This is a genomic window from Microtetraspora malaysiensis (assembly GCF_050947145.1).
Taxonomy (GTDB): domain Bacteria; phylum Actinomycetota; class Actinomycetes; order Streptosporangiales; family Streptosporangiaceae; genus Microtetraspora_A; species Microtetraspora_A malaysiensis.
In genome coordinates this window covers 3,197,193-3,223,400 of record NZ_CP191998.1, presented here as the reverse complement: position 1 = coordinate 3,223,400, position 26,208 = coordinate 3,197,193, and the positions used below count along the sequence as shown (strand labels likewise).

At 71.2% G+C, this 26,208-nt stretch carries 20 protein-coding genes; 8 read left to right on the top strand and 12 right to left on the bottom strand.

Features of this window, described 5'->3' with window-relative positions; translation table 11 throughout:
* Positions 1-34 precede the first annotated feature (34 nt).
* Positions 35-3,499 carry a methionine synthase gene (metH, locus tag ACQP1V_RS15315; RefSeq protein ID WP_433423266.1) on the bottom strand — a complete coding sequence of 1,155 codons (3,465 nt, stop codon included), beginning with the start codon at positions 3,497-3,499 and terminating at the stop codon, positions 35-37.
* Positions 3,500-3,692: 193 nt separating this feature from the next.
* Between metH and ACQP1V_RS15310 the strand changes: the two genes are divergently transcribed.
* The 5 genes from ACQP1V_RS15310 (at position 3,693) to ACQP1V_RS15290 (ending at position 11,885) form a co-directional block, all read left to right on the top strand.
* A complete protein-coding gene (locus tag ACQP1V_RS15310) occupies positions 3,693-4,550 on the top strand; it encodes a PAC2 family protein (RefSeq protein ID WP_433423263.1) in 858 nt (285 codons plus the stop codon).
* A 210-nt stretch (positions 4,551-4,760) separates the two neighbouring features.
* On the top strand, positions 4,761-5,237 hold the full coding sequence (locus ACQP1V_RS15305; RefSeq protein WP_433423260.1) for a peptide deformylase: 477 nt from the start codon (positions 4,761-4,763) through the stop codon (positions 5,235-5,237).
* A 185-nt stretch (positions 5,238-5,422) separates the two neighbouring features.
* Positions 5,423-6,778, top strand: coding sequence for a peptidoglycan recognition protein family protein (locus tag ACQP1V_RS15300; RefSeq protein WP_433423257.1), 1,356 nt, complete (start codon positions 5,423-5,425; stop codon positions 6,776-6,778).
* Between the two features lie 615 nt (positions 6,779-7,393).
* Complete coding sequence (locus tag ACQP1V_RS15295; RefSeq protein WP_245658244.1) at positions 7,394-8,137, top strand: glycosyltransferase family 2 protein; 744 nt, start codon at positions 7,394-7,396, stop codon at positions 8,135-8,137.
* Positions 8,138-8,291: 154 nt separating this feature from the next.
* Positions 8,292-11,885, top strand: a complete 3,594-nt coding sequence (locus ACQP1V_RS15290) for a lipopolysaccharide biosynthesis protein (protein ID WP_433423254.1) — start codon at positions 8,292-8,294, stop codon at positions 11,883-11,885.
* An 11-nt stretch (positions 11,886-11,896) separates the two neighbouring features.
* On the opposite strand, the gene ACQP1V_RS15285 is transcribed toward ACQP1V_RS15290, so the two are convergent.
* The gene (locus tag ACQP1V_RS15285) at positions 11,897-13,297 is read right to left on the bottom strand and encodes a xylan 1,4-beta-xylosidase (RefSeq protein WP_433423251.1); all 1,401 of its coding nucleotides are present in this window, start codon (positions 13,295-13,297) and stop codon (positions 11,897-11,899) included.
* Between the two features lie 80 nt (positions 13,298-13,377).
* Between ACQP1V_RS15285 and ACQP1V_RS15280 the strand changes: the two genes are divergently transcribed.
* On the top strand, positions 13,378-14,454 hold the full coding sequence (locus ACQP1V_RS15280; protein WP_387411072.1) for a GNAT family N-acetyltransferase: 1,077 nt from the start codon (positions 13,378-13,380) through the stop codon (positions 14,452-14,454).
* Here the strand turns inward: ACQP1V_RS15280 and ACQP1V_RS15275 are convergent.
* Entirely contained in the window at positions 14,441-15,580 is a 1,140-nt protein-coding gene (locus ACQP1V_RS15275; RefSeq protein ID WP_433423247.1) for a cytochrome P450, read from the bottom strand. The two genes, ACQP1V_RS15280 and ACQP1V_RS15275, sit on opposite strands and share 14 nt — an antisense overlap.
* 176 nt (positions 15,581-15,756) lie before the next feature.
* On the opposite strand from ACQP1V_RS15275, the gene ACQP1V_RS15270 reads away from it, so the two are divergent.
* Positions 15,757-16,878 carry a GNAT family N-acetyltransferase gene (locus tag ACQP1V_RS15270; RefSeq protein ID WP_433423244.1) on the top strand — a complete coding sequence of 374 codons (1,122 nt, stop codon included), beginning with the start codon at positions 15,757-15,759 and terminating at the stop codon, positions 16,876-16,878.
* Here the strand turns inward: ACQP1V_RS15270 and ACQP1V_RS15265 are convergent.
* A complete protein-coding gene (locus tag ACQP1V_RS15265) occupies positions 16,868-17,803 on the bottom strand; it encodes a glycosyltransferase family 2 protein (protein ID WP_433423241.1) in 936 nt (311 codons plus the stop codon). The two genes, ACQP1V_RS15270 and ACQP1V_RS15265, sit on opposite strands and share 11 nt — an antisense overlap.
* A 188-nt stretch (positions 17,804-17,991) precedes the next feature.
* Between ACQP1V_RS15265 and ACQP1V_RS15260 the strand changes: the two genes are divergently transcribed.
* Positions 17,992-18,711, top strand: a complete 720-nt coding sequence (locus ACQP1V_RS15260; RefSeq protein ID WP_433423238.1) for a polysaccharide deacetylase family protein — start codon at positions 17,992-17,994, stop codon at positions 18,709-18,711.
* A gap of 10 nt (positions 18,712-18,721) precedes the next feature.
* Here ACQP1V_RS15260 and ACQP1V_RS15255 read toward each other — a convergent pair whose 3' ends face one another.
* The 8 genes from ACQP1V_RS15255 to ACQP1V_RS15220 form a co-directional block, all read right to left on the bottom strand.
* Positions 18,722-19,657 carry a glycosyltransferase family 2 protein gene (locus tag ACQP1V_RS15255; protein WP_433423236.1) on the bottom strand — a complete coding sequence of 312 codons (936 nt, stop codon included), beginning with the start codon at positions 19,655-19,657 and terminating at the stop codon, positions 18,722-18,724.
* 24 nt (positions 19,658-19,681) lie between these two features.
* Complete coding sequence (locus ACQP1V_RS15250; protein WP_387411064.1) at positions 19,682-21,007, bottom strand: GH39 family glycosyl hydrolase; 1,326 nt, start codon at positions 21,005-21,007, stop codon at positions 19,682-19,684.
* A 137-nt stretch (positions 21,008-21,144) separates the two neighbouring features.
* On the bottom strand, positions 21,145-22,356 hold the full coding sequence (gene mshC, locus ACQP1V_RS15245) for a cysteine--1-D-myo-inosityl 2-amino-2-deoxy-alpha-D-glucopyranoside ligase (RefSeq protein ID WP_433423233.1): 1,212 nt from the start codon (positions 22,354-22,356) through the stop codon (positions 21,145-21,147).
* 51 nt (positions 22,357-22,407) lie between these two features.
* Complete coding sequence (locus ACQP1V_RS15240; RefSeq protein WP_369407198.1) at positions 22,408-23,133, bottom strand: NRDE family protein; 726 nt, start codon at positions 23,131-23,133, stop codon at positions 22,408-22,410.
* Positions 23,134-23,227: 94 nt separating this feature from the next.
* Entirely contained in the window at positions 23,228-23,989 is a 762-nt protein-coding gene (locus ACQP1V_RS15235; protein WP_433423230.1) for an SCO1664 family protein, read from the bottom strand.
* Between the two features lie 70 nt (positions 23,990-24,059).
* Positions 24,060-24,632 carry a DUF3090 domain-containing protein gene (locus ACQP1V_RS15230; RefSeq protein WP_433423229.1) on the bottom strand — a complete coding sequence of 191 codons (573 nt, stop codon included), beginning with the start codon at positions 24,630-24,632 and terminating at the stop codon, positions 24,060-24,062.
* A gap of 9 nt (positions 24,633-24,641) precedes the next feature.
* A complete protein-coding gene (locus tag ACQP1V_RS15225; protein WP_433423227.1) occupies positions 24,642-25,349 on the bottom strand; it encodes a histidine phosphatase family protein in 708 nt (235 codons plus the stop codon).
* Positions 25,346-26,164, bottom strand: coding sequence for an undecaprenyl-diphosphate phosphatase (locus tag ACQP1V_RS15220; RefSeq protein ID WP_387411054.1), 819 nt, complete (start codon positions 26,162-26,164; stop codon positions 25,346-25,348). The genes ACQP1V_RS15225 and ACQP1V_RS15220 overlap by 4 nt, the downstream gene beginning before the upstream one ends.
* Positions 26,165-26,208 lie beyond the last annotated feature (44 nt).

Sequence of the window (26,208 nt, the reverse complement as noted above, 5' to 3'; positions counted from 1 at the left end):
ACGGGCGCATCCGGTTGATCGCGCGCGGGGCCGCTCAGACGTTGAAGTACTTCGCCTCCGGGTGGTGGACCACGAGCGCGGACGTGGCCTGCTCGGGGTGGAGCTGGAACTCCTCCGACAGGGTCACCCCGATCCGCGACGGGTCGAGCAGCTCCATCAGCTGAACCTGATCCTCCAGGTTCGGGCAGGCCGGGTAGCCGAAGGAGTAGCGGCACCCGGCGATGTTGACCTTGAGCATGTCGGCGAGCGTCTCGTCGCCGCCGATGCCCAGCTCCGAGCGGACCCGCGCGTGCCAGTACTCGGCGAGCGCCTCGGTGAGCTGGACGGACAGGCCGTGAAGCTCCAGGTAGTCGCGGTAGGAGTCCTTCGCGAACAGCTCGGCGGCGGCCTCGCTGATGCGGCTGCCCATCGTGGCCACCTGGAAGGCGACCACGTCCACCTCGCCGGAGTCGCGCGACCGGAAGAAGTCCGACAGGCACAGGTGCCGGTCCCGGCGCTGGCGCGGGAAGGTGAAGCGGGTGCGCTCGTTGCCGGCCTCGTCGAGGATGACCAGGTCGTCGCCCTCGCTGACGCACGGGAAGTAGCCGTAGGCGACGGCCGCCTCGAGCAGCCCCTCGGTCTGCAGCCGGTCCAGCCACATGCGCAGCCGCGGGCGGCCCTCCAACTCGACGAGCTCCTCGTAGGACGGTCCCTCGCCGCCGCGCGCCGCCTTGAGGCCCCACTGGCCCATGAAGGTGGCCCGCTCGTCGAGGAAGGACGCGTACTCGGCGAGCGGGATGCCCTTGACCACCCGGTCACCGAGGAAGGGCGCGCGCGGGACGGGGTTGTCCGCGGCGACGTCGGACCTGGCCGGCAGCTGCTCGACCGGGGTGCGGGTGAGGACCGCGCCGGTCTTCACCCGGCGGGCGCGCAGCGCGGGCAGCTCCGCGCCCTGCTCGCCGCGCTTGACCGCCATGAAGGCGTCCATCAGCCGCAGGCCCTCGAAGGCGTCCCTGGCGTAGCGGACCTCGCCCTGGAACAGGTCGGCCAGGTCCTGCTCGACGTACGCCCGGGTCAGCGCGGCGCCGCCGAGGAGCACGGGGAACCTCTCGGCGATGCCCCTGGAGTTCATCTCCTCCAGGTTCTCCTTCATGATGACCGTCGACTTCACCAGGAGACCGGACATGCCGATCACGTCGGCCTTCTTGTCCTCGGCGGCCTCCAGGATCGCCGACACCGGCTGCTTGATGCCGAGGTTGACCACCTCGTAGCCGTTGTTGGACAGGATGATGTCCACGAGGTTCTTGCCGATGTCGTGCACGTCGCCCTTGACCGTGGCGAGGACGATGCGCCCCTTGCCGCCTCCGTCGACCCGGTCCATGTGGGGCTCCAGGTAGGCGACCGCGCTCTTCATCACCTCGGCCGACTGGAGCACGAACGGGAGCTGCATCTCGCCGGAGCCGAACAGCTCGCCGACGGTCTTCATGCCGTCGAGCAGCACGTCGTTGATGATCTCCAGGGCGGGCCGCTGCGCGAGCGCCTCGTCCAGGTCGGCCTCCAGGCCCTTCTTCTCGCCGTCGATGATGCGGCGCTTGAGCCGCTCCCACAGCGGGAGCCCGGCCAGCTCGGCGGCCTTGGTCGCCTTCAGCTCGGCGGCGTTCACGCCTTCGAACAGCTCCATGAACCGCTGCAGCGGGTCGTAGCCCTCGCGGCGCCGGTCGTACACCATGTCGAGCGCGACCTGGCGCTGCTCGTCGGGGATCCGCGACATCGGCAGGATCTTGGACGCGTGGACGATCGCCGAGTCGAGCCCGGCGTTGACGCACTCGTTGAGGAAGACCGAGTTCAGCACCATGCGGGCGGCGGGGTTCAGGCCGAACGATATGTTGGAGAGGCCCAGCGTCGTCTGCACGGTGGGGTGGCGCCGCTTGAGCTCGCGGATCGCCTCCAGGGTCTCCATGCCGTCGCGCCTGGTCTCCTCCTGGCCGGTGGCGATGGGGAACGTGAGGCAGTCGACGATGATGTCCTCGACCCGCATGCCCCAGTTGTGGACCAGGTCCTCGATGAGGCGGTCGGCGATCCTGACCTTGCTCTCGGTCGTACGGGCCTGGCCCTCCTCGTCGATGGTCAGCGCCACGACGGCCGCACCGTGCTCCCGGACCACCCGCATGATCCGGGTGAACCGGGAGTCGGGCCCGTCGCCGTCCTCGTAGTTGACCGAGTTGACGACGGCCCGGCCGCCGAGCATCTCCAGGCCGGCCTCGATGACGGCGGGCTCGGTGGAGTCGATCACCATCGGCAGTGTGGAGGCGGTGGCGAACCGGAACGCCAGCTCGCGCATGTCGTTCACGCCGTCGCGACCGACGTAGTCGATGCACAGGTCCAGCATGTGGGCGCCGTCCCGGGCCTGCGCCCGGGCGATCTCGACGCACTCCTCATGGCTCCCGGCGAGCATCGCCTCACGGAACGCCTTGGACCCGTTGGCGTTGGTGCGCTCGCCGATGGCGAGGAAGGAGGTGTCCTGCCGGAACGGCACGTGCTGGTAGAGCGAGGACGCGCCCGCCTCGGGACGGGGACGCCGGGCCTCGCGCCGCCGGCCGCGGATGCGCTCGACGACGTGGCGCAGGTGCTCGGGGGTGGTGCCGCAGCAGCCGCCGACCAGGGCGAGGCCGTAGTCGCGGGTGAACGCCTCGTGCGCGTCGGCGAGTTCCGCGGGCGTGAGCGGATAGTGGGCGCCGTCGGCGGTGAGCTCCGGCAGGCCGGCGTTGGGCATGCACGACAGCGGCAGCCGGCTGTGCCGGGCCAGGTAGCGCAGGTGCTCGCTCATCTCGGTCGGCCCGGTCGCGCAGTTGAGGCCGATCATGTCGACGCCGAGCGGCTCGACCGCGGTCAGCGCGGCCCCGATCTCCGAGCCGAGCAGCATGGCGCCGTTGGTCTCGATCGTCACCTGGGCGATGACCGGCACGTCGCGCCCGGCCGCCTCGACGGCCCGCTTGGCGCCCACCACGGCGGCCTTCACCTGGAGCAGGTCCTGGCACGTCTCGATGATGATGGCGTCGGCGCCGCCGGCGATCAGGCCCGCCGCATTGTCGCGGTAGGCGTCACGGAGCGTGGCGTACGGCAGGTGGCCGAGTGTGGGGAGCTTGGTGCCGGGGCCCATCGAGCCGAGGACGAAGCGGGGCTGGTCCGGGGTGGACCAGCGGTCGGCCTCTTCACGGGCGAGGCGGGCGCCGGCCTCGGACAGCTCGAAGATGCGGTCGGAGATGCCGTACTCGCCGAGCGCGGCGTGGTTGGCGTTGAAGGTGTTGGTCTCGACACAGTCGACGCCCACCGCGAGGTAGGCGTCGTGCACGGCCCGCACGATGTCGGGTCTGCTGACGTTGAGGACGTCGTTGCAGCCCTCGTGCCCCTGGAAGTCGTCGATCGTGGGGTCGTAGGACTGCAGCATCGTGCCCATCGCCCCGTCCGCCACAAGCACGCGCTCGGACAGGGCTCTACGGAAGGACAGTCCACTCGTCATGGGCCAAGCCTATCCGGCCCCGCGTCAGGCCTATTGGACAATCCGGCCAATAAGAACGCACGGGGTCCGCGCCCGGTTCCCTCCCGTGCCGGAGCGGACGATCATGTTGGGCGCGTGGGTGACGCCGGAGGCTCCCCACCGAATAGTCTTATGAAAAGGTCACATCCCTGTGGGCCAGTGAAGGAGGCGGCGCGTGATCGAGCTCGAAGGGCTCCCTGAGCTCGTCGACCCGGTGCTGATCGCCGCGTTCGAAGGGTGGAACGACGCGGGCGAGGCGTCCAGCGGAGTGCTCGCGCACCTTGAGTCGGAGTGGAAGGCCACCCCGCTGGTCGAGCTGGACCCGGAGGACTACTACGACTTCCAGGTGACCCGGCCGCTGGTCGAGATGGGCGACGACGGCCTGACCCGGTCCATCGTCTGGCCGACCACCCGGCTGCTGCTCGCCCGGCCGCCGGGCGCGCAGCGGGACGTCCTGCTGCTGCGCGGCATCGAGCCGAACATGCGCTGGCGTTCGTACTGCGCGGAGATCGTGGGCCTGTGCCACGAGCTGGGCGTGGAGCTGGCGGTGCTGCTGGGCGCGCTGCTCAACGACTCGCCGCACACGCGGCCGGTGCCGATCACCGGCTCGGTGAGCGACCCCGGGATGGCGCGCGCGCTCAACCTGGAGCTGACCAAGTACGAGGGCCCGACCGGCATCGTCGGCGTGCTCCAGCACTCCCTCGGCACGGCCGGGCTGCGCACCGTCTCATTGTGGGCGTCGGTGCCGCACTACGTCGCCCAGCCGCCGAACCCCAAGGCCACCCTCGCGCTGCTGCGCCGGATCGAGGACATGCTCGACCTGCCGATGCCGTACGGCGACCTGGCCGAGGAGGCCAGGGCGTGGGAGCACGGCGTGGACGAACTGGCCGCGCAGGACACCGAGGTCGCCGAGTACGTCCGCGAGCTGGAGGAGCGCAAGGACGCCACCGAACTGCCCGAGGCGAGCGGCGACGCCATCGCGGCCGAGTTCGAGCGCTACCTGAGGCGCAGGGACCGCGGCACCGACGGCTGACCGGCCGGAAGCGAACAACCCGAGGCGTCGCCCAAGGCCGGGCGGCGATCCGCGCACGATTACTCTCCGCAACCACACGAAGATCACACATGGCGCGCGGCGCGTCATCGGATCCGCCGCGGCAACGGTGTAATAGGGATCTACCCGAGATTGGACCGCGCCCGGTGTGGGCATTTCGTTGTGGTGTCGTCGTAGCCGCGGGGAGCGTGCATGAGTGTCCGGCAGATCCGAATGTTCGGTGATTCTTCGCTACGCGACGTAGCCGAACCGGTCACCGCCTTCGACCGGTCCGTACGCGACCTCGTCCGGGCGCTCACCGCGACCATGCGGGCCGGGGCGGGACGGGCGGGGCTCGCCGCGCCCCAGATCGGCGTCCCGCTCCGGGTGATCGCCTTCGAGGTGGAGGGGCGGGCCGGCCACATCGTCAACCCGCGCCTGGAGGTCTCCGGCCGGCTGATCCGGGCCGACGAGGCGTGCCTGTCGGCTCCCGGGATGTGGTGGCCGCTGGAACGCTCCTTCTCCGCCGTCGCCCGCGGCCGCGACATGTACGGCAAGCCGATCACGGTGCGCGCCATCGGCACGCTGGCGCGGGTGCTCCAGCACGAGGCCGACCACCTGGACGGCGTCCTCTTCGTCGACCACCTGCCCGCAGAGGAGCGGGAGCGCTTCCTCGCCGCCATCCCGTAACGGCCCCTGCCCCCCGCCGGACTGGGCGGAAATGGCGCCAAACAGGGCGCAGGACAGGGCAGCGGACATACCTGTCACTATCCGACCGCGAGGAGTAGCCGTCTCCGACGCTGGGGACGATGGCTTCGACCTCCCCAATGGTCGTGGAAACCCCGAGAATCCACGCTCAACTCGGGAGGGTCAACATGTCCGTGTTCCACCGCGGTCTCACGCCGGCTGGTGAGCCCGCACGTTCCGGCGACCTCGGGTCGGCTCCCGAGGTCGTGCGCACACGCGGTCTCACGCCGGCTGTGGAGGCCGCGGTTTCCGGCGGCCTCTCGCTGGACGGCCCGCTCCCTGACGGGGTGGCCGGCACGGCGAGCGACTCGCCCGCGATCAGCAGGCGGGCGTTCCTGGCAATCGGAGGCGGCATCGCGGGAGCAGCGTTGCTCCGGCCACCGGCTCCCCCGGGCTCGCCGGGGACCGCGCGGACGCCGGCCACGGCGACCGGTGAGGGCGCGGCAACCGGAACGACGGCCGCCGGGGCCGCGAGCGCCGCTTCGGGCGGCGCGGCGACAGGCGCGGCGACAGGCGCGGCGACGTGGACGACCGACGAGTGGGCCGCGACAGAGATGGGACTCCCGGCAGGCGCGACGGGCATGGAAACGGCGGCCGGCCCCAACACGGGCATGACCGCCGCGAGCATAGATGGCACAGGCGTGGCAGGAACAGCCGGAATGACGCGCGCGGGCGCGGGCAGGACCGGCACGACGGGCACGGGCATGCGGGGGGCCGCGCCGATCGCCCGGCTCACCACGGGAACCGCGTTAGCCCTCCCGCCGCACATCTATACCCGGCAGGAGTGGCGGGCCCGCGCGCCGCGGCGGCGCGCCCAGGTGGTGCACCACGGGCCCGACCGGATCGTCATCCACCACACCGCGACCGCCAACGTCTCCGACACCGGGATCGACGCCGCCTTCCGGCTGTCGCAGGCGATCCAGCGCTACCACATGTACCGCAACGGCTGGAACGACATCGGCCAGCAGTTCACGGTCAGCCGCGGCGGCTACGTCATGGAGGGGAGGAACGGCACGCTCGCCGCCATCGCGCGCAGGGAACACGTGGTCGGCGCGCACACGGCCAACCACAACAACCACACGCTCGGCATCGAGACCGAGGGCACGTACATGAAGGAGCTGCCTCCGCAGCAGCAGATCGACGCGCTGACCCGCCTCGCCGCCTGGCTCTGCGGGGTCTACGGGCTCGACCCGACCGTGGCGATCGTCGGCCACCGCGACCTCAACACCACGTCGTGTCCCGGCGACAGTCTCTACGCATACCTGCCGGAGCTGCGCCGCCAGGTGGTCCGGCGGATGGCGCAGTTCCAGAACCCCTCGCAGGCGGCCGCCCTGGCGGCCCGGGCGGCGCGGGCCGCGCCGCCGGTGCCGTTCGAGCGCCGGCCGCCGCGACGGCTCGCGCTTCCGGGCAGGGGGGACTTCCTCGGGAGCGGCGTGCCCTTCGAGCACGGCCCGTCCTTGGGACGGCGCGACATTACGGACTGACGAACTCGGCGCGGGCGTGGGATCGGACCGTTTCCACGCCCGCGCGGCCGCATCGGGGGCCGGCCAGGCAGCGCACGACGGTTGGATCACGTTTTGGGAACGCGGTAAACGGGACGAGGAATCCGGACGTCAGCGTTGACACCCTACCGCGCGCTTGGTCAGATGAGTTTAACGATCAGCCGCCGCCGGGGGTCACGCGGTTTATCCCTCCTCCGATTCCGTGCCCCGCGTCGGCGCGAAGACCGAGTTCGGCGAGGGTGTGGGGGCATTGCGCGAGATCCGCTCGAAAATCGGGGCAAAAGGCGTACCACGCGATCGGCCGCCCGGGACATAGATCAGGAATGTAACGTAGCCCTCGTTTTTCGCCGGATTTTCGGTCGTCCTGCCAACCTGACCGGGCCGTCGCGAGACCTAACAGGTACGTTCCAACGTCCTCGCTGATAGCGACGGGCAATGTGCCCCCGCGCCGATGACGCCGTCAGCACCATGCCCCGAATGCCCCCGGAGGATCCTCATAACATGAACCCCGAGAGCACCAAATCTATCTCGCGTTCACATTTAACGACATTCACTCACAAGCCGTCCAGCGACGGATTTATCCGCTTAACGCCCGATATGGCGATATCCCCGCGCGTCAGCGTCGTGGTCCCCGCCCTCAACGAGGCCGAGAACCTCCCGCACGTCTTCGCCACGCTCCCCCGCTGGGTGAGCGAGGTCGTCCTGGTCGACGGCAACTCGACCGACGACACCGTCGCGGTGGCCCGGCGGCTGCGTCCCGGCCTGCGCGTGGTCCAGCAGAGCGGGAAGGGCAAGGGCGACGCGCTGGCCGCCGGGTTCGCGGCCTGCACGGGCGACATCATCGTGATGATCGACGCCGACGGCTCCACCGACGGCCGCGAGATCATCAGGTTCGTCGGCGCGCTGGTCGCCGGCGCCGACTACGCCAAGGGGTCGCGGTTCGCCAGCGGCGGCGGCAGCGACGACATCACCCTCTGCCGGCGCCTCGGCAACTTCGTGCTCAGCACGCTGGTCAACCGGCTCTACGGCACCCGCTACACCGACCTGTGCTACGGCTACAACGCCTTCTGGGCCCGCCACCTCGACGTGCTCGGCCTCGACTGCGACGGTTTCGAAGTCGAGACGCTGATGAACATCCGCGTCGCCAAGGCCGGGCTGCGGGTGCACGAGATCCCCAGCCACGAGCGCAACCGCATTCATGGGACGAGTAACCTGCGCGCGGTCCGGGACGGGTGGCGGGTGCTCAAGACGATCGTGCGCGAGCGCGCGAAGCGGACGGCGGCGCCCGTCCGGACCCCCGCCCAGGCCCCGCCCGCCGCGGCCGACCAGGGGGCCGCGTGACCGTCCGCACGGCTCCGCCGCTTCGCGATTCCCCTTGCGGCGCGGCGGTGTCCTGCCGGACAATCACGTCGATCTTGCCGTGCCGCCGCCCGCGGCGCGGCGTCGCCGTCCGGCCCGATGTGGGGGTACCCGCTGTGCCGCTGGAAGCAGCCCCGTGACTGAGATCCTCCCTCGCACGACGCCCGACGACGTGACGCGGGAGGATCAGGGGCGCGCGACTCGTGGCGCACGCTTCACCCTCGGCCTGCGCGACCCCCTGCTCAGGAACGCGTACGCGCTCATGGTCAGCGCGGTCGGCTCCGGCGGACTCGGCCTGATCTACTGGGTGCTCGCGGCCCGCCTGTACGACACGGCGAACGGCGGCCGCGCGATGGCCGCGATCGGGGCGATGCGCCTTCTCGCCGCGATCACGTCGTTCGGCTTCGTCGGCACCCTCACGCGGTTCATCCCGGACGCCGGCCGGGCGACGGGCCGGTTCATCCGCTCGGTCTACCTGGTCTCCCTCGCCGCGGCGGGCCTGGCGACCGTGGTCTTCCTGCTCACCCTGGACCGGTGGGGGGACAACTACCGCGACCTGGCCGGGCTCGGCCCGGGGACGCTGTTCGTCGGCGCGGTGCTCGTCTGGGTCGTCTTCACCCTCCAGGACGTGGCGCTGACCGGGCTGCGGAAGGCGACCTGGGTCCCGTTCAGCACCATCGGGTCGAGCCTCGTCAAGATCGTGCTGCTGGTCGCGCTGGCCCGGCTCCTGCCCGCGGCCGGGATCACCGTGTCGTGGGTGGTCGCGGTCGCGCTGTCCGTGGTGCCGGTCAACCTGCTGATGTTCCGCAGGCTCGTCCCGCGCCACGCGCGCGACACCGCGGACCGCACGCCGCCCACCCTGCGCGCCGTCGGACGGTTCCTCGCGGGCGACTACCTGGGATCCACGTTCATCCTGGCGATCACGTATCTGCTGCCGGTGATCGTGGGCGTCCACGTGGACGCGACAACGTACAACTACTACTACAGCACCGGGATGCTGGGCGGCATCCTGGAGATGCTGGCCTTCACGATGGCCTCCTCGCTGACCGTGGAGGCCGTCTTCGACTCGGCCGGGCTCGCCCAGCACGCCCGCCGTGCGCTCGCCCGCTCGCTGGCGGTCCTCGCCCCGGCGGTGCTCGCCGTCCTCGTGCTCGCGCCGTACGTCATGGCGGTGTTCGGGCCGGGGCACGCCGCGCACGCGACCGCCCTGCTGCGGCTCATCGCCCTGGCCGCGCTGCCCCGCGCGGTGATCGAGATCTATCTGGGCGTGCTGCGGGCGCGCAGCCGCGCCAGGACGCTCGCCGTCGTCCAGGGCGCGATGTGCGCCCTCGCGTTCGGCGGGGCCTTCCTGCTGCTCCCCCGCCTCGGGATCAACGGCGTGGGCACGGCCCTCCTGGTCGCGCAGCTCGCGGTGGCGCTCGCGATCGCGCCCTCCCTGCTGCGTGCGTTGATCGTCCCGGGACACGCCCCGACCGGCCCGGTCTCACGCATGATGGTCTCCGTGGCCACCATCCCCCACCGTGCCGGCGCCCTCGTCTCCTCGCTCGGCCGGGCCGTGCCGATCCGCGCCGGCGGCCCCGGGCCGGGCTGGGCGGAACGGGCGCGACGCTGGGTGCTGCCGGTGCTCGCCACCGAGGGTTTCGCGATCTTCGTGATCGCGCTGGTCGCCCCGCGCACCTCGCTGACCGGCGTCGACACGGACCGGATGAACGGCCTCGGCCTGATCTCCGTGCTCCCTCCGGTGGCGCTCGGCGGTCTGGCGCTGCTCATCGCGTCGTTCTTCGTGACGCTGACGCAGCGCCGCTACCGTCCGGTCCTGCTGCTCCTGCAGCTCTTCGCCGTCACCTTCTGCCTGCACGGCGCGTCGGCGCTCGTCTCCGGCGAGCCGCGGTTCCCGACGGCCTGGCTGCACGCGGGGTTCGTGGAGTTCATCGCGCGCAGCGGCGAGACGCTGCCCGGCCTGGACGCGCGCTTCAGCTGGCCCGGGTTCTTCTCGCTGTTCGCCTTCGTCGGCAGCGCGATGGGGATGGACGACCTGCGCCAGTTCATGAACTGGTACCCGGTCGCCGCGAACATCCTCTACCTGGTCCCCCTGCTGCTGATCCTGCGCCGGATGCGCGCCGACCGGCGGGCCAAGTGGCTGGCCGCGATCCTGTTCGTCACCCTCCAGTGGATCGGCCAGGACTACTTCTCGCCGCAGGGCACCACGTACTTCATGTACCTGCTGTTCCTGGCGATCATCGTCACCTGGTTCGGCAGGGAGGAGCGCGCCGAGCCGGGCCGGCCGCCGCGTACGGTGTTCGGCCGGATCGCCCGGCTGCTCGACGCGGCGGACCCCGGCGAGTTCGCCTCCCGTCCCGCGGACGGGATGACGCGGATCGTGCTGTTCGCCGTCCTGATCGTGCTCGGCGCCGCGGCCACCGCGAGCCACCAGATCACCCCGTTCATGATGACCTCGGCCGCCCTCGGCCTGGTGATCGTACGGCGCTGCTCGCTGAGCACGCTGCCGTGGCTGATCGGCGGGCTGGCCGTCGCGTGGGTGAGCTACCTGGCCACGCCGTACTGGGCGGGTCACCTCGGGGACATGTTCGGCGCCTTCGGGTCGCTGGTGAACAACCTGACCACCAACACCACCGGCCGGATCGCCGCCTCGACCGGCGACCCGGTGCACGCGCTCGTGCTGAAGGTGCGGCTCGGCTTCGCCGTCGCGCTCGCGCTGCTGGCCGGGATCGGCCTGCTGCGCCGGCTGCGGCGCCGGGTGATCGACCGGGTCGCCCTGGTGCTGACCGTGCTGCCGGTGTCCGCCATGGCCATGCAGAGCTACGGCGGCGAGATGGGGCTGCGCGTCTACTTCTTCATGCTGCCCGGGGCCTGCCTGCTCGCGGCGTACGCGTTCTTCCCCAGCTCGCCCGACAGCGTGCGGCTGCGCGAGGTCCGCCAGACCCGGCCGGCCCGCTCCGCCCTGGTGCGGCTGCGGGCCCGTCTCCCGATGGCGCTCGCCTTCGTGACCGTGCTCAGCCTCGCCGGCGGCTTCTACATCGCCAAGTACGGCAACGAGCAGTTCGAGCGGGTGACCTCCGGTGAGGCCGCGGCGCTCGACTACATCTACGCCCACGACAAGCCGAGCGCGCGCGTCCTGATGCTGACCCCGACCGAGGAGAAACCCGGCACGGTGACGGGCGACACGGCCTACAGCGTGATCCCGTGGCGGGAGAAGCACGTCGAGCGGATCGAGTGGCTGGGCGTCTCCCCGCCGGTCGATCCCACCGACATCGCGCCGATCGTGGCGGCACTGCGTGAGACGGGGCCGGGCACCTTCCTGCTGGCCGCGCGCAGCCAGGAGACCATGATGGAGGTCACCGACCCGCTCGGCGACGGGTTCCCCCGCGACTGGGGCGTCCGGATGCGCGGGGCCATGGCCGCCTCCCCCGACCTCGTCACGCTGTACGCGAACCGGGACGCCGCGGTCTACGCGCTGCGCCGGCCCCCGGCGGGTTCGGTCCCCCCGGCGCCCGACCTCACGGTGACTCCGCCCGGCGGCACCCCCTGGACGCCCGTGGGCGTCGCCGCCGTCGTCCTGTACACCGGCACGCTGATCTCCGCCGAGACGATGCGGCTGACCGGGTCGCCGCGGACGCGGACGCGCCGCCGCCTCATTCAGGCCGCCGCCGTCCTGGCGGTGATCGCGCTGGCCGTCGTGGTGGAGCGCTTTCTCACCCTCGGCCTCTGACCGTCAGCCGGTCAGCGGTCCGTCCAGCGCACCTCGTACGGCTTGAGCGTCAGCTCGCGGCCGTCCACCCGGGCGGTGAGACGGCGGTCGGTCGTGTTCACGACGATCGTCCGTCCGACACCGCCGAGAGCGCGCACCCGGGGCGTCGAGACGTCCACGGCGACCGGTTCGGTCCCTTCGGGGAACCGGTGGGCGAAGTCCCGCAGCAGCGCCAGCGCGGGCCGCGGGGCGCCGTCATCTCCCGACCACAGGCAGAGCGGGCAGTCGCGGGCCTTCGGCCGGTGGGTGTCCCAGTAGAGCGCGGTGTCCGCGCCGCTCGCGGCCAGTTCGATCAGCGCCGCCGCCGTCACCGCCGTACGGCGCCGCTCGTCCCAGTCGAGCGCGGGGCAGGCGCCGCCCGGCTCCAGCGAGGCGCAGGGCAGCGGGTAGAACTCGGCCCACCACACGGGCAGGCCGGAGCGCTCGCGCAGCCACGTGGTCATCGCGCCGAACTTGCCGAGCGCCCCGAACTCGTCCGGCCGGGACCGGCCGTCCTCGCCGGTCACCCCGCCGTCGACGACCACGAAGTCCGCGCCCCGCTTGTGGCGCAGCCAGTAGTCGACCGCCTTGAGCACCGTGGGGTCCACCGCGCCCCAGGGACCGGCGACCTCGGAGCCGGCCGCGTCCCCGGCCCGGCTGGCCACCGGCACGTACGGCCCGCCCACCTTGATCGCCGGGTTCACCGCCTTGAGCGCGTCGTACACCTGGTTGTACAGCTCGGTGTAGGCGGCGGCGTTCCATTCCCGGCGCGGGCCGTCCCAGAAGCCCTTGAACTCGTTCCACACGATGAAGTGGCGGATGTTGGGATAGCGCCGGGCCACGGCCGCGGCCAGCCGGGCGAAGTCGGCGAAGTGCTCGCGCCGCGGGGCGATCTCCAGCAGACTCCAGTCGGTCTCGCCGGGACGCCCGCCCTTCATCCAGTCGGGGGCGCAGCAGAGCGTGATGACCGGGGCCGCCCCGGTCTCCGCCATGAGCCGCGCCCGCTCGTCCAGGGAGGAGAAGTCGTACGCTCCCGGCTCGGGCTCCGGGTTGCCCGCCCCGAACCCCATGATGTGCTGGTTCTGCACGACGGGCCGGGCGCCCAGTGCCTCCCGCGCGCGCTCCGCGGCCGCCGGATCGTCCTCGGTCACGCTGTACTGCGTGTGGGTCATGCCCCAGCGCGGCCACCGCTCAGGCGGGCCCGCCACCCCCTCGAAGGAGAGCGGCGTCACCGCGGAGACCGGGCGCGGCGCCGTCGTCGCGCCACCCGCGCCTCCGGAGCGCCGGGCGGCGGCGCCCCCAAGGATCGCCGCCATCGCGGCGACCGTCACCACGAGGAGGCCGACCGCGAGCGGCCAACGAGGCGACCCCGTACCGGTCGAGTGCCGTCCCACGCGCGAAAGAATATCGAGGCGAGATAGACCTTGCGGGCGATTGGGGTCGCTTATCGGCTTTAAAGCGAGATTATGGCGTGGTGCAGATTTCTGTGATCCATCCCAGTGATCTCGGCGAACCGGAACTCGATCGGTGGCGAAAGTTCCAGGACGCGGATCCGGAACAGGACAATCCCTTTCTGTCCCCCGAGTTCGTCCAGAATGTCGGGATCCTCCGCCCGTACGTGCGCGTGGCCGTCATCGGCGACGGTTCGGGAATCGCGGGATTCTTTCCGTTCGAGAAACACCGCCTCGGCATCGGCCGCCCGGTCGCGGCGGGGCTCACCGACCTGCAGGGCATGGTGTACGCGCAGGGCCTGGAGCTCGACGCCGGACGGCTGCTGCGCGCCGCCGGCCTCGCCACGTGGGAGTTCGACCACCTCTCCGTGGCGCAGCCGATGTTCGCCCCCCACCACGCGGCCCGCTTCCCGTCCCCGGCCATCGACATCGCCGACGGGTTCGACGCGTACCTCACCGCGCTGCGGCAGCGCTCCCCGAAGACGCACAAGATGACGCGCTACCAGCGCGGACGGCTCGGCCGCGAGGTGGGCGAGGTCAGGCACGTCGCCGAGTCCGCCGACGGTGCCGCGCTGCGCGAGCTGCTCGCCTGGAAGTCGGCGCAGTACCGCAGGACCGGCCGCACGGACAGGTTCGCGCATCCGTGGATCGTCGAGCTGGTGGAGCGGCTGCACGCGATCCGCACCGACCGCTTCGCCGGCGCCCTGTCGCTGCTGTACGCCGGGGACCGGCTGATCGCCGGGCACTTCGGCCTGCGCACCGGGACCCGGCTGTGCATGTGGTTCCCCACCTACGACGTCGAGTACGCCCGCTACTCCCCCGGCATGGTCATGCACCTGGACATCGCCCGGGACTTCGCCGCGATGGGCCTGACGCTGATCGACATGGGCCGGGGCGAGAAGGACTACAAGGAGAAACTCAAGACCCGCGACCTGGAGGTGGCCGAGGGCCGGGTGGCCCGGCCGTCGCCGGGCGCGGCCGTACAGTGGCTGGCCCGCACGCCGGTGCGCGCGCTGCGCAACACCGTGCTGGCCAACCCCGTCCTGCGCGACCGCGCGGACCGGGTACTCAAGACCTACGCCCGGCTCAGGAGAACGTGACGGGCAGCCGCCGGATGGCGTGATTGAACGTGGACACCATGGGCTCGGGGGGCGCGGCGAGCCGGATGTCCGGCAGGCGGGTGAACAGCTCCTGGAAGAGCACGGTCAGCTCGCGCTTGGCCAGGTGGGCGCCCAGGCAGTAGTGGGCTCCCGGGCCGCCGAAGGCGACGTGCGGGTTGGGGCCGCGGGTGATGTCGAAGACGCCGGGGTCGGTGAAGACCCGCTCGTCCCGGTTGGCGGAGTTGTAGAACAGCACCACCTTGTCCCCGGGGGCGAGCCGCTGCCCGCGCAGCTCGTACTCCTTCGTCACGGTGCGCTGGAGCTGGGTGATGGGCGAGGCGTAGCGCACGATCTCGTCCACCGCGCCGGACATGTGGCGGTCGTAGTCCGAGAGCAGCAGCTCGCGCTGCTCGGGGTGCTCGCTCAGCAGCGCGAGCGCGTGCGACATGGTGTGGCCGGGGGTGTCGATGCCGGCCACCACGAGGAGCAGGAAGAACGCGCCCAGCTCCATGCCGGTCAGCCGCTCGCCCTCGACGTCGGCGCCCGCCAGAGCGGAGATGACGTCGTCGCCGGGGTCCCGGCGCCGCTGCCTGCCCAACCGGATCACCAGGTTGCGCAGGCCGAAAGTGGCCCTGGTGTTCTTCAGCGCGTGCCGCAGCATCCCCTTGGGGTCACTGCGCACCGCCTGGTACTCCACGGTGTCGCGGACCCAGCGCATGACCTGCGGCCGGTCCTCGTCCGGGATGCCCAGCAGGTCGCAGACCACGTGCGTGGTGTAGTCCTGCGTGACCAGCTCGACGAAGTCGCCCGGACCGTGCGCGGCCAGGGCGCTCACGGCCTGCTCCGCGCGCCGCCGCATGGGCTCCTCCAGCCGCGCCATCATGCGGGGAGCGAACGCGCGGGAGACGATCCGCCGCAGCCGGGTGTGCTCGGGGGCGTCCTTGTTCTCCAGCGAGTCGCCGTAGATGTATTTCACCCATTTGGGGGGTTCTGGATTAGTAACCGCCGGGCTGTTGGCGAAAACCGCGCCGTTCCTGCTCGCCTCGGTCACGTCCGAGTGGCGGACGAGCGCGTAGAAACCCTTGCCCGCGCGCGCCAGGGGGACCTTGGGCTGGGCGAAGAACAAAGGACGCTCTTGCTCCCTGAGCCACGCGAAAGCCTCGTGTCGCTCGGAAACGGGCCGCTCCCAGAAGTCCAGCTTCGCAATGTCAAGATCAGCGGTGAGCTCCACTCCCAAAGGATCCCACATCGCGGCATTCCGTCACCCTAGAATGGGCATTCCCCCCGCCGCGAAAGGATCTCATGCAGATCTCGGTCATCCGCCCGAATGAACTCGGCCCCGGCGAACAGGCGGAATGGCGGTCGATGCAGGACTCCCAGCCGCATTTGGCCAGCCCGTTCCTCTCCCCGGAATTCACCATGGCCGTCGGCGAGGTGCGAGGCGACGCCTTCGTCGCGGTGCTCTCGGAGGGGAACCGCACCGTCGGATTCTTCCCGTTCGAACGCCATCCGATGGGGGTGGGAAAGCCGATCGCCGGCTGGGTCTCGCTGGCCCAGGGCGTCGTCCACCGGCCGGGGACCGAGATCGACGCCGCGCGTTTGCTGCGCGGCTGCGGGCTGGCCGTCTGGGAGTTCGAGTTCCTGGTCGGCGGCCAGCCGTGGTTCGCCCCGTACGCCGCGCTGGAGGCGGAGTCGGTGCTCATCGACGTGGGCGGCGGATACGACGACTACCTGGCCAAGGTGAAGGCCAACGCGCCGCGCACCCTCAAGATGGGCCTCTACCGCGAGCGCAAGCTCGGCCGCGACGTCGGGCCGCTGCGGGTGGAGTTGCACAGCGCCGACATCGCCGACCTGCGCACGCTGATGCGGTGGAAGTCGAGCCAGTACCGCCGCATCGGCCGCCCGGACCGGTTCGGGCAGCCGTGGGTGGTCGAACTGGTCGAGCGGCTGCACGCCGGCGACGCGCCCGGCTGCGCGGGCCTGCTGACCATGCTGTACGCCGGGGACACGCCGATCGCCGGGCACATCGGGCTGCGCTCGGGCCCGCTGCTGGCCGGCTGGTTCCCCGCCTACGACGCGGAGTATTCCAAGTACTCCCCCGGGCTGGTCCAGCACCTGCTGATGGCGAAGGCCGCCGCGCAGGACGGCATCACCCAGATGGACTGGAGCGTCAGCAAGGGCGACGACTACAAGCAGAACCTGCGCACGAGCGGCCACATGGTGTCCGAGGGGTGCGTACGCCGCCGCTCGGCCGGGGCGGCGCTGCACTGGGTCCGCCACTCCCCCGTCCGGGCCGCGAAGCAGTACGTGCTGGACCGGCCGCGCCTGTACGGCGTCGCCGACCGGGTGCTGCGGCGGTACGGGAACCTGCGCCGCGGGGCCGCGGCGGACTCGCGCGGCGACGGCGGCGCGGTCAGCTCGTAGCCCCGGCGGCCGCCAGCCGGGCGAGCACCCACGAGCGGCTCACCGCGTGCAGCGCCATCGCCGCGGCCACGTACGAGCGGATCTCCAGCGGGCTGGCGCGGAACGCCCGCGAGGCCCAGCGCAGCGCCTCGCGCCGCTGGCCGAGCATGCCCTTGGACAGGGCGATCTGCCCGGCGATGCGCGCGTGCCCGCGGCGCACCCCGGCGAAGTCGGGATACTCCCGCAGCAGCCACTCCAGCGCCTCGGCGATGACCGCCCAGTTCCCGGTGAAGTGGGAGGTGCGGCCGTGCACCCGGATCCGCACCCCCACCTGCCGCACGTACGCCACGGGAGCGTGCGCGGCCAGGCGCAGCAGCATCTCGTAGTCTTCGGCGAAGCCGCCGGGGATCTCCTCGGAGAACAGCCCGGCGGGGCCGAGCAGCACGTCGCGCCGCATCAGGAACGAGGACGGCGGCGCCTCCTTCACCCGGGAGCGCAGCAGGTCGGCGAAGGTGATCTCCGGCTTGCCCCAGACGCACTCGCTGGTCCAGCCGTCGTGCAGGGACACGGCCCCGCAGGCGACGGAGCCCGCGTCGGGACGCCGCGCGAGCTCGTCGACCTGCGCGGACAGCTTGCCGGGCAGCCACGCGTCGTCGTCGTCGCAGAAGCCGACCAACTCGGAGTCGGTGGCGAGGACGCCGGCGTTCCGGCTGGCGGGCAGCCCCGCCTGGCGGTCGCTGAGCATGACCCGCACCTCGCGCGCGGGGCCCGCGGCCAGCTCGGTGAGGCTCTCGTCGGGCGCCACCCGGTCGTGGACCACCATCACGGTGATCCGGCCCGGATAGTCCTGGCGAACGATCGACTCCACTGCCTCCCGCAGGAGCTCGGCACGGTCACCGCGGGTGCAGATGACGGCCGCCACCGAAGGCGGGCGCTCTTCGCTCATGACCGTGATCGTAGCAGCGCGATCCGTTATTCATGGGGTTTGTGAGAAGGTGCGGCTTTCGCCGTGCACATGTACGTCACGATGCGATCACGAACCCGAAAGCGTGCTAATTGAATTCCTACACTTCTTAAGTGCCTGCGATCTGGATGTATCACTCAGTCGATCACTACACGTACGATCCCTACACATTGACTGTCACTCCCGACAATTTCGAAACGCAGATCAGGTGGATCTACAAGCAGGACAAGCGCGGCGTGACGATGCGGGAGCTGCTCTCCGCCGATGACCGGAGCGGCATGATCGCGCTCACCTTCGACGACGGGTACGCCGATTTCATGGAGCACGCGCTTCCCGTCCTGCGGCGCTACGACTTCACGGCGAGCCTGTACATCGTGTCGGGGCTGCTGAGTCAGTACAACAAGTGGGACGAGCCCGGCCCGCGCAAGGAGCTGATGAGCGCGGACGACCTGCGGCGCGCGTCCGACGCCGGCATGGAGATCGCCTCGCACGGCCTGACCCACACCGCGCTGACCACGCTGGACGACAAGAGCCTGGCCAAGGAGCTGACCCGTAGCCGCGAGATCCTGCGTGAGATCACCGGCCAGCCCGCGGACGGCATCTGCTACCCGTACGGCTTCGCCGACGGGCGCGTGCTCGACGCGGTCCGCGCCGCCGGGTACGCCTACGGCTGCGTCACCGTCGATCCGTACCGGGAGCAGGGCCCCTTCGCCTACACCCGGTCCTGCATCGGCGACGGGTACGGCTCGCTGCGGCTGCGCGCCGCGCCGGCGGAGAAGTGGCTGCGCACCCAGCTCCGGCGGGCCCGGCCGGTCCGCGCGGCCGGGCACATCGCGGCGATCCCGCCGCTGATCGACGGCATCGCCCGGCTCGCCGACAACCTCACCTGAGGGACGGCGGTCAGGAGGTCGCCCCGGCGGCGTTGAGGCGGCGCTGGACCCAGGAGCGGCTCACCGCGCGCATCGCCAGCGCGGTGACCACGTACGACCGGATCTCCAGCGGGTTGGCCAGGAACGCGCGCCACGCCCAGTGCAGCGCCGCGCCACGCCGGCCGAGCATGCCCCAGGCCAGGCTGATCTGCCCCGCCACGCGGGCGAACCCCCGGCGCTCCGCGCGGAACTCGGGATAGGTGGAAAGGAGCCACTCGTTGGCCTCGGCGATGGTCTCCCAGTCGCCGGTGAAGTGCGACGTGCGGCCGTGGCCGCGGACCCGGACCCCCACCTGGTGGGCGTACACGATGGGCGAGTGGCGCGCGGCGCGCAGCAGCATCTCGTAGTCCTCGGCGAAGCCGCCGGGGATCTCCTCGGAGAACAGTCCGATCGGGCCGAGGAGCGCGCCGCGGTAGACGAGGAAGGAGTCGGCGTTCGCCTCCTTCACCCGCGACATGAGCAGGTCGGCGTGCGCGATCTGCGGCTTGGGCCACATGCACTCGGCCGACCACCCGTCGTACATGGTCACCGCGCCGCAGGAGGCGAACAGCGCGCGGGGCCGCGCCTGCAGGGCCTTCACCTGGCCGGTGAGCTTGCCGGGCAACCAGGCGTCGTCGTCGTCGCAGAAGCCGACCAGCTCGGAGTCGGTGGCGAGGATGCCCGCGTTCCGGCTCGCCGGCAGCCCGGGACGGCGGTCGCTGAGCATGACCCGCACCTCGCGCGTGGGGCCGGCGCCCAGCTCGGTGAGGCTCTCGTCGGGCTCGGCGCGGTCGAACACCACCATCACGGTGATGCGACCCGGATAGTCCTGGGCGACGATCGACTCGACCGCCTCCCGCAGAAAGACGGCGCGGTCACCACGGGAGCAGATGACGGCCGCAACGGAAGGCCAGTTGTGGTCGCTCATGCCGAAAAATGCTACCTGAACGGATTATCCCCCGCGAGAAATCCAGCGGACCTCATATGGCGCAAGATCAACGACTTTTCGGTCAATTGTCGCTTTGACCGATTTATCCCGAGTGTTCACGACGACGATTCTGTCCGCCTGCCCGAGCGCGCGTACGGACGCGGGCGAGACGTTCACCGGCACGATCGGGGTGCCACTGGGGAACGAGCGGGCGAACTCCTGGATGAGGCGGAGCATCGCACTCGGCCGCCCGCCGTCCGACTCGCGCGGGTTCGTCCAGAGGCAGCCCTCGGGGCACTCCCCCCTCTCCTCCTGGCGGCTCCAGTAGAGGGCGGCGGTGGTCCTGCTCCGGGCGAACTCCATCATGGCCGCGGCGTGGACCGCGAGCCGCTTGTTCTCCGGCCAGCCGGAGCGGGCCGGCTCGGCGTACCACTCGGCCCACCAGATCGGCAGGTTCGTGTGCCGGTGCAGCCACGCGTTGACGGCGGAGAACTTCTTCAGCGCGCCGAACGCGTCGGGGACCATCCCCTTGTCGCTCTCGGACGTCCCGTCCACGACGATGAAGTCCGCGCCCTTGTTGTGCTTGATCCAGTATTTCAGCGCGTCGAGCACGCGCTGGTCCACGTTGCCCCAGTCGCCGTGCACCTCAGACGGCGCGTCGAACCCGCCCAGGGCCGGGTACGGCCCGCCGACCTCGATCTTGGGGTTGACGGCCTTGAGCGCCTGGTAGACCCGGTTGTACATGTCGGTGTAACCCTCGTAGTTCCACCGGTGCTTGTTCTCGTCGAAGAAGCCCTTGAGCTCGTTCCACACGATGAAGTGGGTGACGTCGGGATATCTGCGGGCGATCCGGGCGGCGAGGTCGGCGAAGTCCTGGTAGTGCTCGGGCAGCGGCGCCACCTCGATGCGGCTCCAGTTGGTACGGCCGGGGGTGCCGCCCTTCATCCAGTCGGGCGCGCAGCACAGGGTGATGACGGGGATGCCGTGGGTCTTGCGGATGAGGTCGATCCGCTCGTCCAGGCTGGCGAAGTCGTACACACCGGGGCGGGGCTCGGGGTTGAGCGCGCCGAAGCCCATGATGTGCTGGTTCTGCAGGACGCGCTTCTCGGCGATCGCGTTGCGGGCGACCCGGAGCGCCTGCCGCTGACCGTAGTCAACTGTGTACTGCGTATGCGTGAAGCCGAAGACGGGCCAGGTGGACGCGGTCGCGGCGGCCTCGGTGGCGGTGACCTCCGCCCCGGAGACCGCCTGGCCGGACGCGCCGCCGCCGAACGAGCAGGCGATCAGGATGAGCCCCAGAATCGTCGCACCGGCAACCATGCCGGCCCATCGGCGGAATCGAACACGCACCGTGTCTCCCCTTTGGGCCGGCCCACGCTCAGAGCCCCCGGCCTCGGCTCAAACGCTATAGCTTCCTTCACGCAAGCAGGCAAGGTTGAGGCGTGCCTGTGAGAACCTTGAAAGTCGGCTGACCGTCGGCGTGACGGTCAGAGCGCGACCCCGAGCAGCGCGTCGGCGACGTCCCGGACGAGTGCCGGGGCCTGCGTGTCGGTCCCCTCCTCCGCGGCCCATCGGTCGATCACGCGCAGCGCGCCCGGCGCGTCCAGGTCGGCGGCGATCAGCTCCCGGACCTCCTCGAGTACCGCCCGGCCGTCCGGGCCGGAGGGACGCGCCACCGCCGCCCGCCAGCGGGCCAGCCTGGCCTCGGCCTCGGCGAGCTGGTCCGGCGTCCACTCCCAGTCCGTCCGGTAGTGCCGGTCCAGCAGCGCGAGCCGTACGGCCATGGGGTCGGTGCCCCGCCGCAGCCGGGAGACGAAGACGAGGTTGCCCCGGGACTTGGACATCTTCTCGCCGTCCAGGGCGACCATGCCGGCGTGCACGTACGCGCGGGCGAACGGCCACTCCCCGGTGGCGACGTGCCCCTCGCAGGCGCCCATCTCATGGTGGGGGAAGATCAGGTCGGAACCGCCGCCCGCGACGTCGAAGCCGGTGCCGAGGTTCGCCAGCGCGATCGCGGTGCACTCCACGTGCCAGCCGGGACGGCCCGGGCCGAACGGCGAGGGCCAGGACGGCTCACCTGGCCGGTGGCCGCGCCACAGCAGCCAGTCGAGGGGGTGGCGCTTGCCCTCGCGGTCGGGGTCGCCGCCGCGCTCGCCGAACAGTTCGAGCATCTGCTCCTCGGAGTAACCCGACACGGCACCGAACTTCGGCGCCGCCGCCGCCGAGAAGTAGACATCCTCGCCGATCCGGTACGTGGCGCCTCGGTCGCCGAGCCTCCCGATCAGCTCCGCGACCTGGTCGACGACCTCGGTCACACCGACGTACTCACGCGGCGGGATGATCCGCAGCGCCTCCATGTCGGTGCGGAAAAGCTCGATCTCACGCTCGGCCAGCTCCTGCCAGTCCACACCGGTCGCCTGGGCGCGCTCGAGGAGCGGATCGTCCACGTCCGTGGCGTTCTGGGTGTAGTGGACTTCATGGCCGGCGTCCCGCCATGCCCGGTTCACCAGATCAAACGCCAAGTAGGTGTTGGCATGCCCCAGGTGGGTTGCGTCGTAGGGGGTGATCCCGCAGACGTACAACCTGGCCTCGCCCTCCGGCCTGGTCTCACGGACCTCTCGCACGGCGGTGTCGTACAGGCGCAGGGGAAGACCCGGACCGGGCAGGGCGGGGATGTTAGGAGCAGACCACGATCGCATGAACCCGAGCCTATCCGCGCCGCGGAGAGCTCGGATCAGCTCCCCTCCCCGTCACACCGTCTCGACCTGGTGCCAGGACGAGACGTCTCCGGGGACAGGGCAGAAGTCGTAGCGCACACCCTCGTCCGCCAGCGCCACCAGGGTGACCGAGAGGGACGCGAAGATCCGGCCGTCCTCGGTGACCTGCCGGAAAACGAGGGCGCGGGGGTCCTCCAGGGGCAGGCCGTCTCCCGACGCGATCGGCAGCCACTCCCCCCAGAACCTGCGCGGGGAACCGGAGCCCAGGCGCGCCGGACGTGGCGCCGCCGCGAACCTCGGCCGGAACCGGCTGACGCGCGGATTGTCGTCACCGCGCTCCCACCCGCCGTTGACGATCATGTGGACGCCGGAGGGCAGCTTCTCCTCCGTCACCCGCTCGCCGTTCCAGCTCCACAGCCGTACGCCGTCGAGGCCGCCGACGACGAGGTGGAAGGGGTCGTAGGCGGCGAGGTCGATCCGGGGCAGTTCGCCGGTGTCCGCGGCGCGCAGCGGGAGGTCGCCCCGGGAACGCCGGATGTTCTCCGGCGCCGGTGTCCCCTGCCCGTTCAGCAGGGCGGCCACCCGCCGGTTGGCCGGGTCGACGGCCAGCCAGGTGCCGCCGGCCCGCAGGTCACGCCCGCCGATCAGCCCCGGATGGGCGGCCCAGTATCGCGCCGGCGACATCCACGGCCGCGACACGAACTCGTCCCTGACACCCGCGAGGAGCACCGGCACCCGAGCCTCGGGGTCGACACTCACGATTACCGTGCACAATGCTGGTTTCCCTCCAGAATCGGTAGAGACGCATGCAGAGTGCATGGTTTCGAGCGATTTGCACAAGTCCGCCGATGTCTCAAATCGGTGGCCACGGAACCGCCGGCCAGTCATCGGAGGGGTAGGGGTGCACGCCGGTGTCGAGCAGCCGCCGTACGCGCTGCCAGGTGGCCTCCACCTCGGCCTGGGTGAGGAGCTCGCGCAGCCGGCGCCCCAGCCGGCCCCGGTCGATCTCGCGCTCGAGATGCACCAGGACCGAGACGGCCTCGCGGGAGAGCGGCTTGCCGCGCCACTGCCACAGCACCGTGCGCAGCTTGTCCTCCACGGAGAAGCAGACCCCGTGGTCGACGCCATAGATGTGCCCGTCGCCCAGCGGGAGCAGGTGCCCGCCCTTGCGGTCGGCGTTGTTGACGACGGCGTCGAAGAGGGCCATGCGGCGCAGCCCGGGAGTCCGGCCGCGGATCAAGGTCAGTAGGTCAACGGCCGGGTCGGCGTCGATCCAGAGCTGAACCATGCCCGCACCGAAGGGGCCGTCGCGGTAAACCGTCGGAGGGACGATGCGCCAGCCAGTGGCGGCGGCCACCTCGTAGGCGGCGACTTCGCGGGCGGCCAGCGTGCCGTCGGGGAAGTCCCAGAGTGGCCGCTCGCCGCGCACCGGCTTGTAGACACAGGCGGCGACGAGCTCGTCCAGGCGCACCGAGCAGTAGAGCGTCATGTTCGTGGCCTCGACCAGACGGCCGGCCACATCGATGGTGCCGTCGCGCAGCAGGCGGAGCGCCGTGGCGTCGTCCAGCCCGGCGACGCCGTCCACGCCGACGGCCGGATCGCTCTCCGCGGTCATCCGGCCCCCCTGCCCGGCGCGCCGCCCGCACCCCCGCCGGGCGGCTCGCCCGCCCCGCCGCTTCGCTCGCTCACGCCGACATTCCCCCGGGGTGGTGTCCGTTGAGACGTACGCAGATGTGCCCCTCCGGCTCCAGCGGCTGCCCGCACAGCGGGCACGGCGGACGGCCGGCGGCGACGAGGTCGAGGGCCCGCCGGCTGAACGCCCGTGCGGCGGCGGGGCTGATCCGCACCCGAAGGACCGCGGGCTCGAGCTCGAGCTCGTCGGGCTCGAGCAGCTCGTCCTCCTCCTCGGCGGCCGTGGCCTCCTGCGCCTCGATGATCACCTGGGAGGTCTCGGGGTCCCAGGCGAGCGCCATCGTGCCCACCCGGAAGTCCTCGTCGATCGGCAGGTCGAGCGGGGCATCGTCGGCGAGCTCGACGGGCGCGGAGGCGGGGACGGGGGCGCGGCCTCCGGTGCGGCGCAGCACCTCGTCGAGCAGCTCGTCGAGCCGGTCGGCGAGCACGGCGACCTGGAATTTCTCAAGCGCGACCGTGGTGATCCTGCCCTGGCCGCGGGCCTGCAGGAAGAAGGCCCGTGCTCCCGGTTGCCCGACGGCACCGGCCACGAACCTGTCAGGCGGATCGTAGTCGAAGACCGGCATAACCCGACCTTACGTGGTCCCGGCTCCGCCGCCGACGGCGGCATCGCTCCCGGTGATGTTTTCTCCCCCGCCGTGCTCCTCCGGAACCTCACTGGGAGGGATCAGGTCCGCCACGTCGCCGCCGATGTCGTTGAGCCTGAGCAGGAAGGGGCGCAACGGGGTGTAGCGGATGACGGTGAGCGAGGCGGGATAGGCGGTGATCCGCTGGAACTGGTCCAGATGCAGCCCCAGCGCGTCGGCGACGATCGCCTTGATCACGTCGCCGTGGGTGCAGACCGCGTAGGTCGCCTTCTCGCCCAGCCGGTCGTTCCACTCGCGCACGGCGCGCACGGCCCGGCTCTGGGTGTCGGCGAGCGCCTCGCCTCCGGGGAACACCGCGGCGCTGGGGTGGGCCTGGACTACCTGCCAGAGCGGCTCGCGGGCCAGCTCCTCGATCGGCCGGCCGGTCCAGTCGCCGTAGCCGCACTCGCCGAAGCGGTCGTCGGTCTGGACCGTACGGCACCGCTCCTGACGCAGCGCCACCGCGCGCGCGGTCTCCTGGCAGCGGTCGAGCGGGCTGGACACGATGGCGTCGAGGTCGAGGGGCGCGAGCCTCGCGGCCAGCGCGTCGGCCTGCCCTCGCCCGCGCTCGTCGAGGTGGACGCCCGGCGTCCAGCCCGCGAGCACCGGCCCCGTCATCGCGGTGAGGCCGTGCCGCAGGAGCAGGAGGGTCGTCATGAGGAGATCACGCCCAGCGAGAGGAGCGTGAGCAGGAAGGCGCCCGCGAAGACCCGGTAGACCACGAACACGATGGTCGAATGCTTGGCGACGTAGCGCAACAGCCAGGCGATCGAGGCGTACCCGACGATGAACGAGACGATGGTCGCGATCGCGGTCGGCACCGGGGGCACGCCTCCCCCGTCGCCGATGTGGCGCAGCTCGAACAGTCCGGACAGGACCACCGCCGGGATCGACAGCAGGAACGAGTACCGCGCGGCGGCCTCCCGGGTGTACCCGAGGAACATCGCGCCGGTCATCGTGGAGCCGGACCGGGAGGCGCCGGGGATCAGCGGCAGCATCTGCCAGGCGCCGATGATCAAACCGTCGCGCAGGCCGAGGTCGGCGACCTCTTTCTTCTTCCGCCCCATCTGGTCGGCGGCGAGCAGCAGCAGGCCGAAGAGGATGAGCATGCCGGCGTTGAGCCACAGGTTGCGTGCCGGGCCCTCGATCGCGTCCTTGAACAGCAGGCCGGCGACGCCGATGGGAACGGTCCCGAGGCCGATGTACCAGCCCATGCGGGCGTCGAGGTGGCCGCGCAGGTCCGGGGTCCACAGGCTGCGCAGCCAGGTCCACAGGATCCGGACGATGTCGCGCCAGAAGTAGATGAGCACCGCCAGCATCGTGCCGAGCTGGATCACCGCGGTGAAGGCGGCGCCGGGATCGGACCACCCCAGCAGCTTCGGCACGATCAGCAGGTGCGCGGAACTTGAGATGGGCAGGAATTCGGTGAGTCCCTGCACGATGCCGAGCACGATGGCCTGGAGAGAGTCCACGATGGGCCAGCCTAAACGTTCCGACGCGCTAATCTGGCCTGACA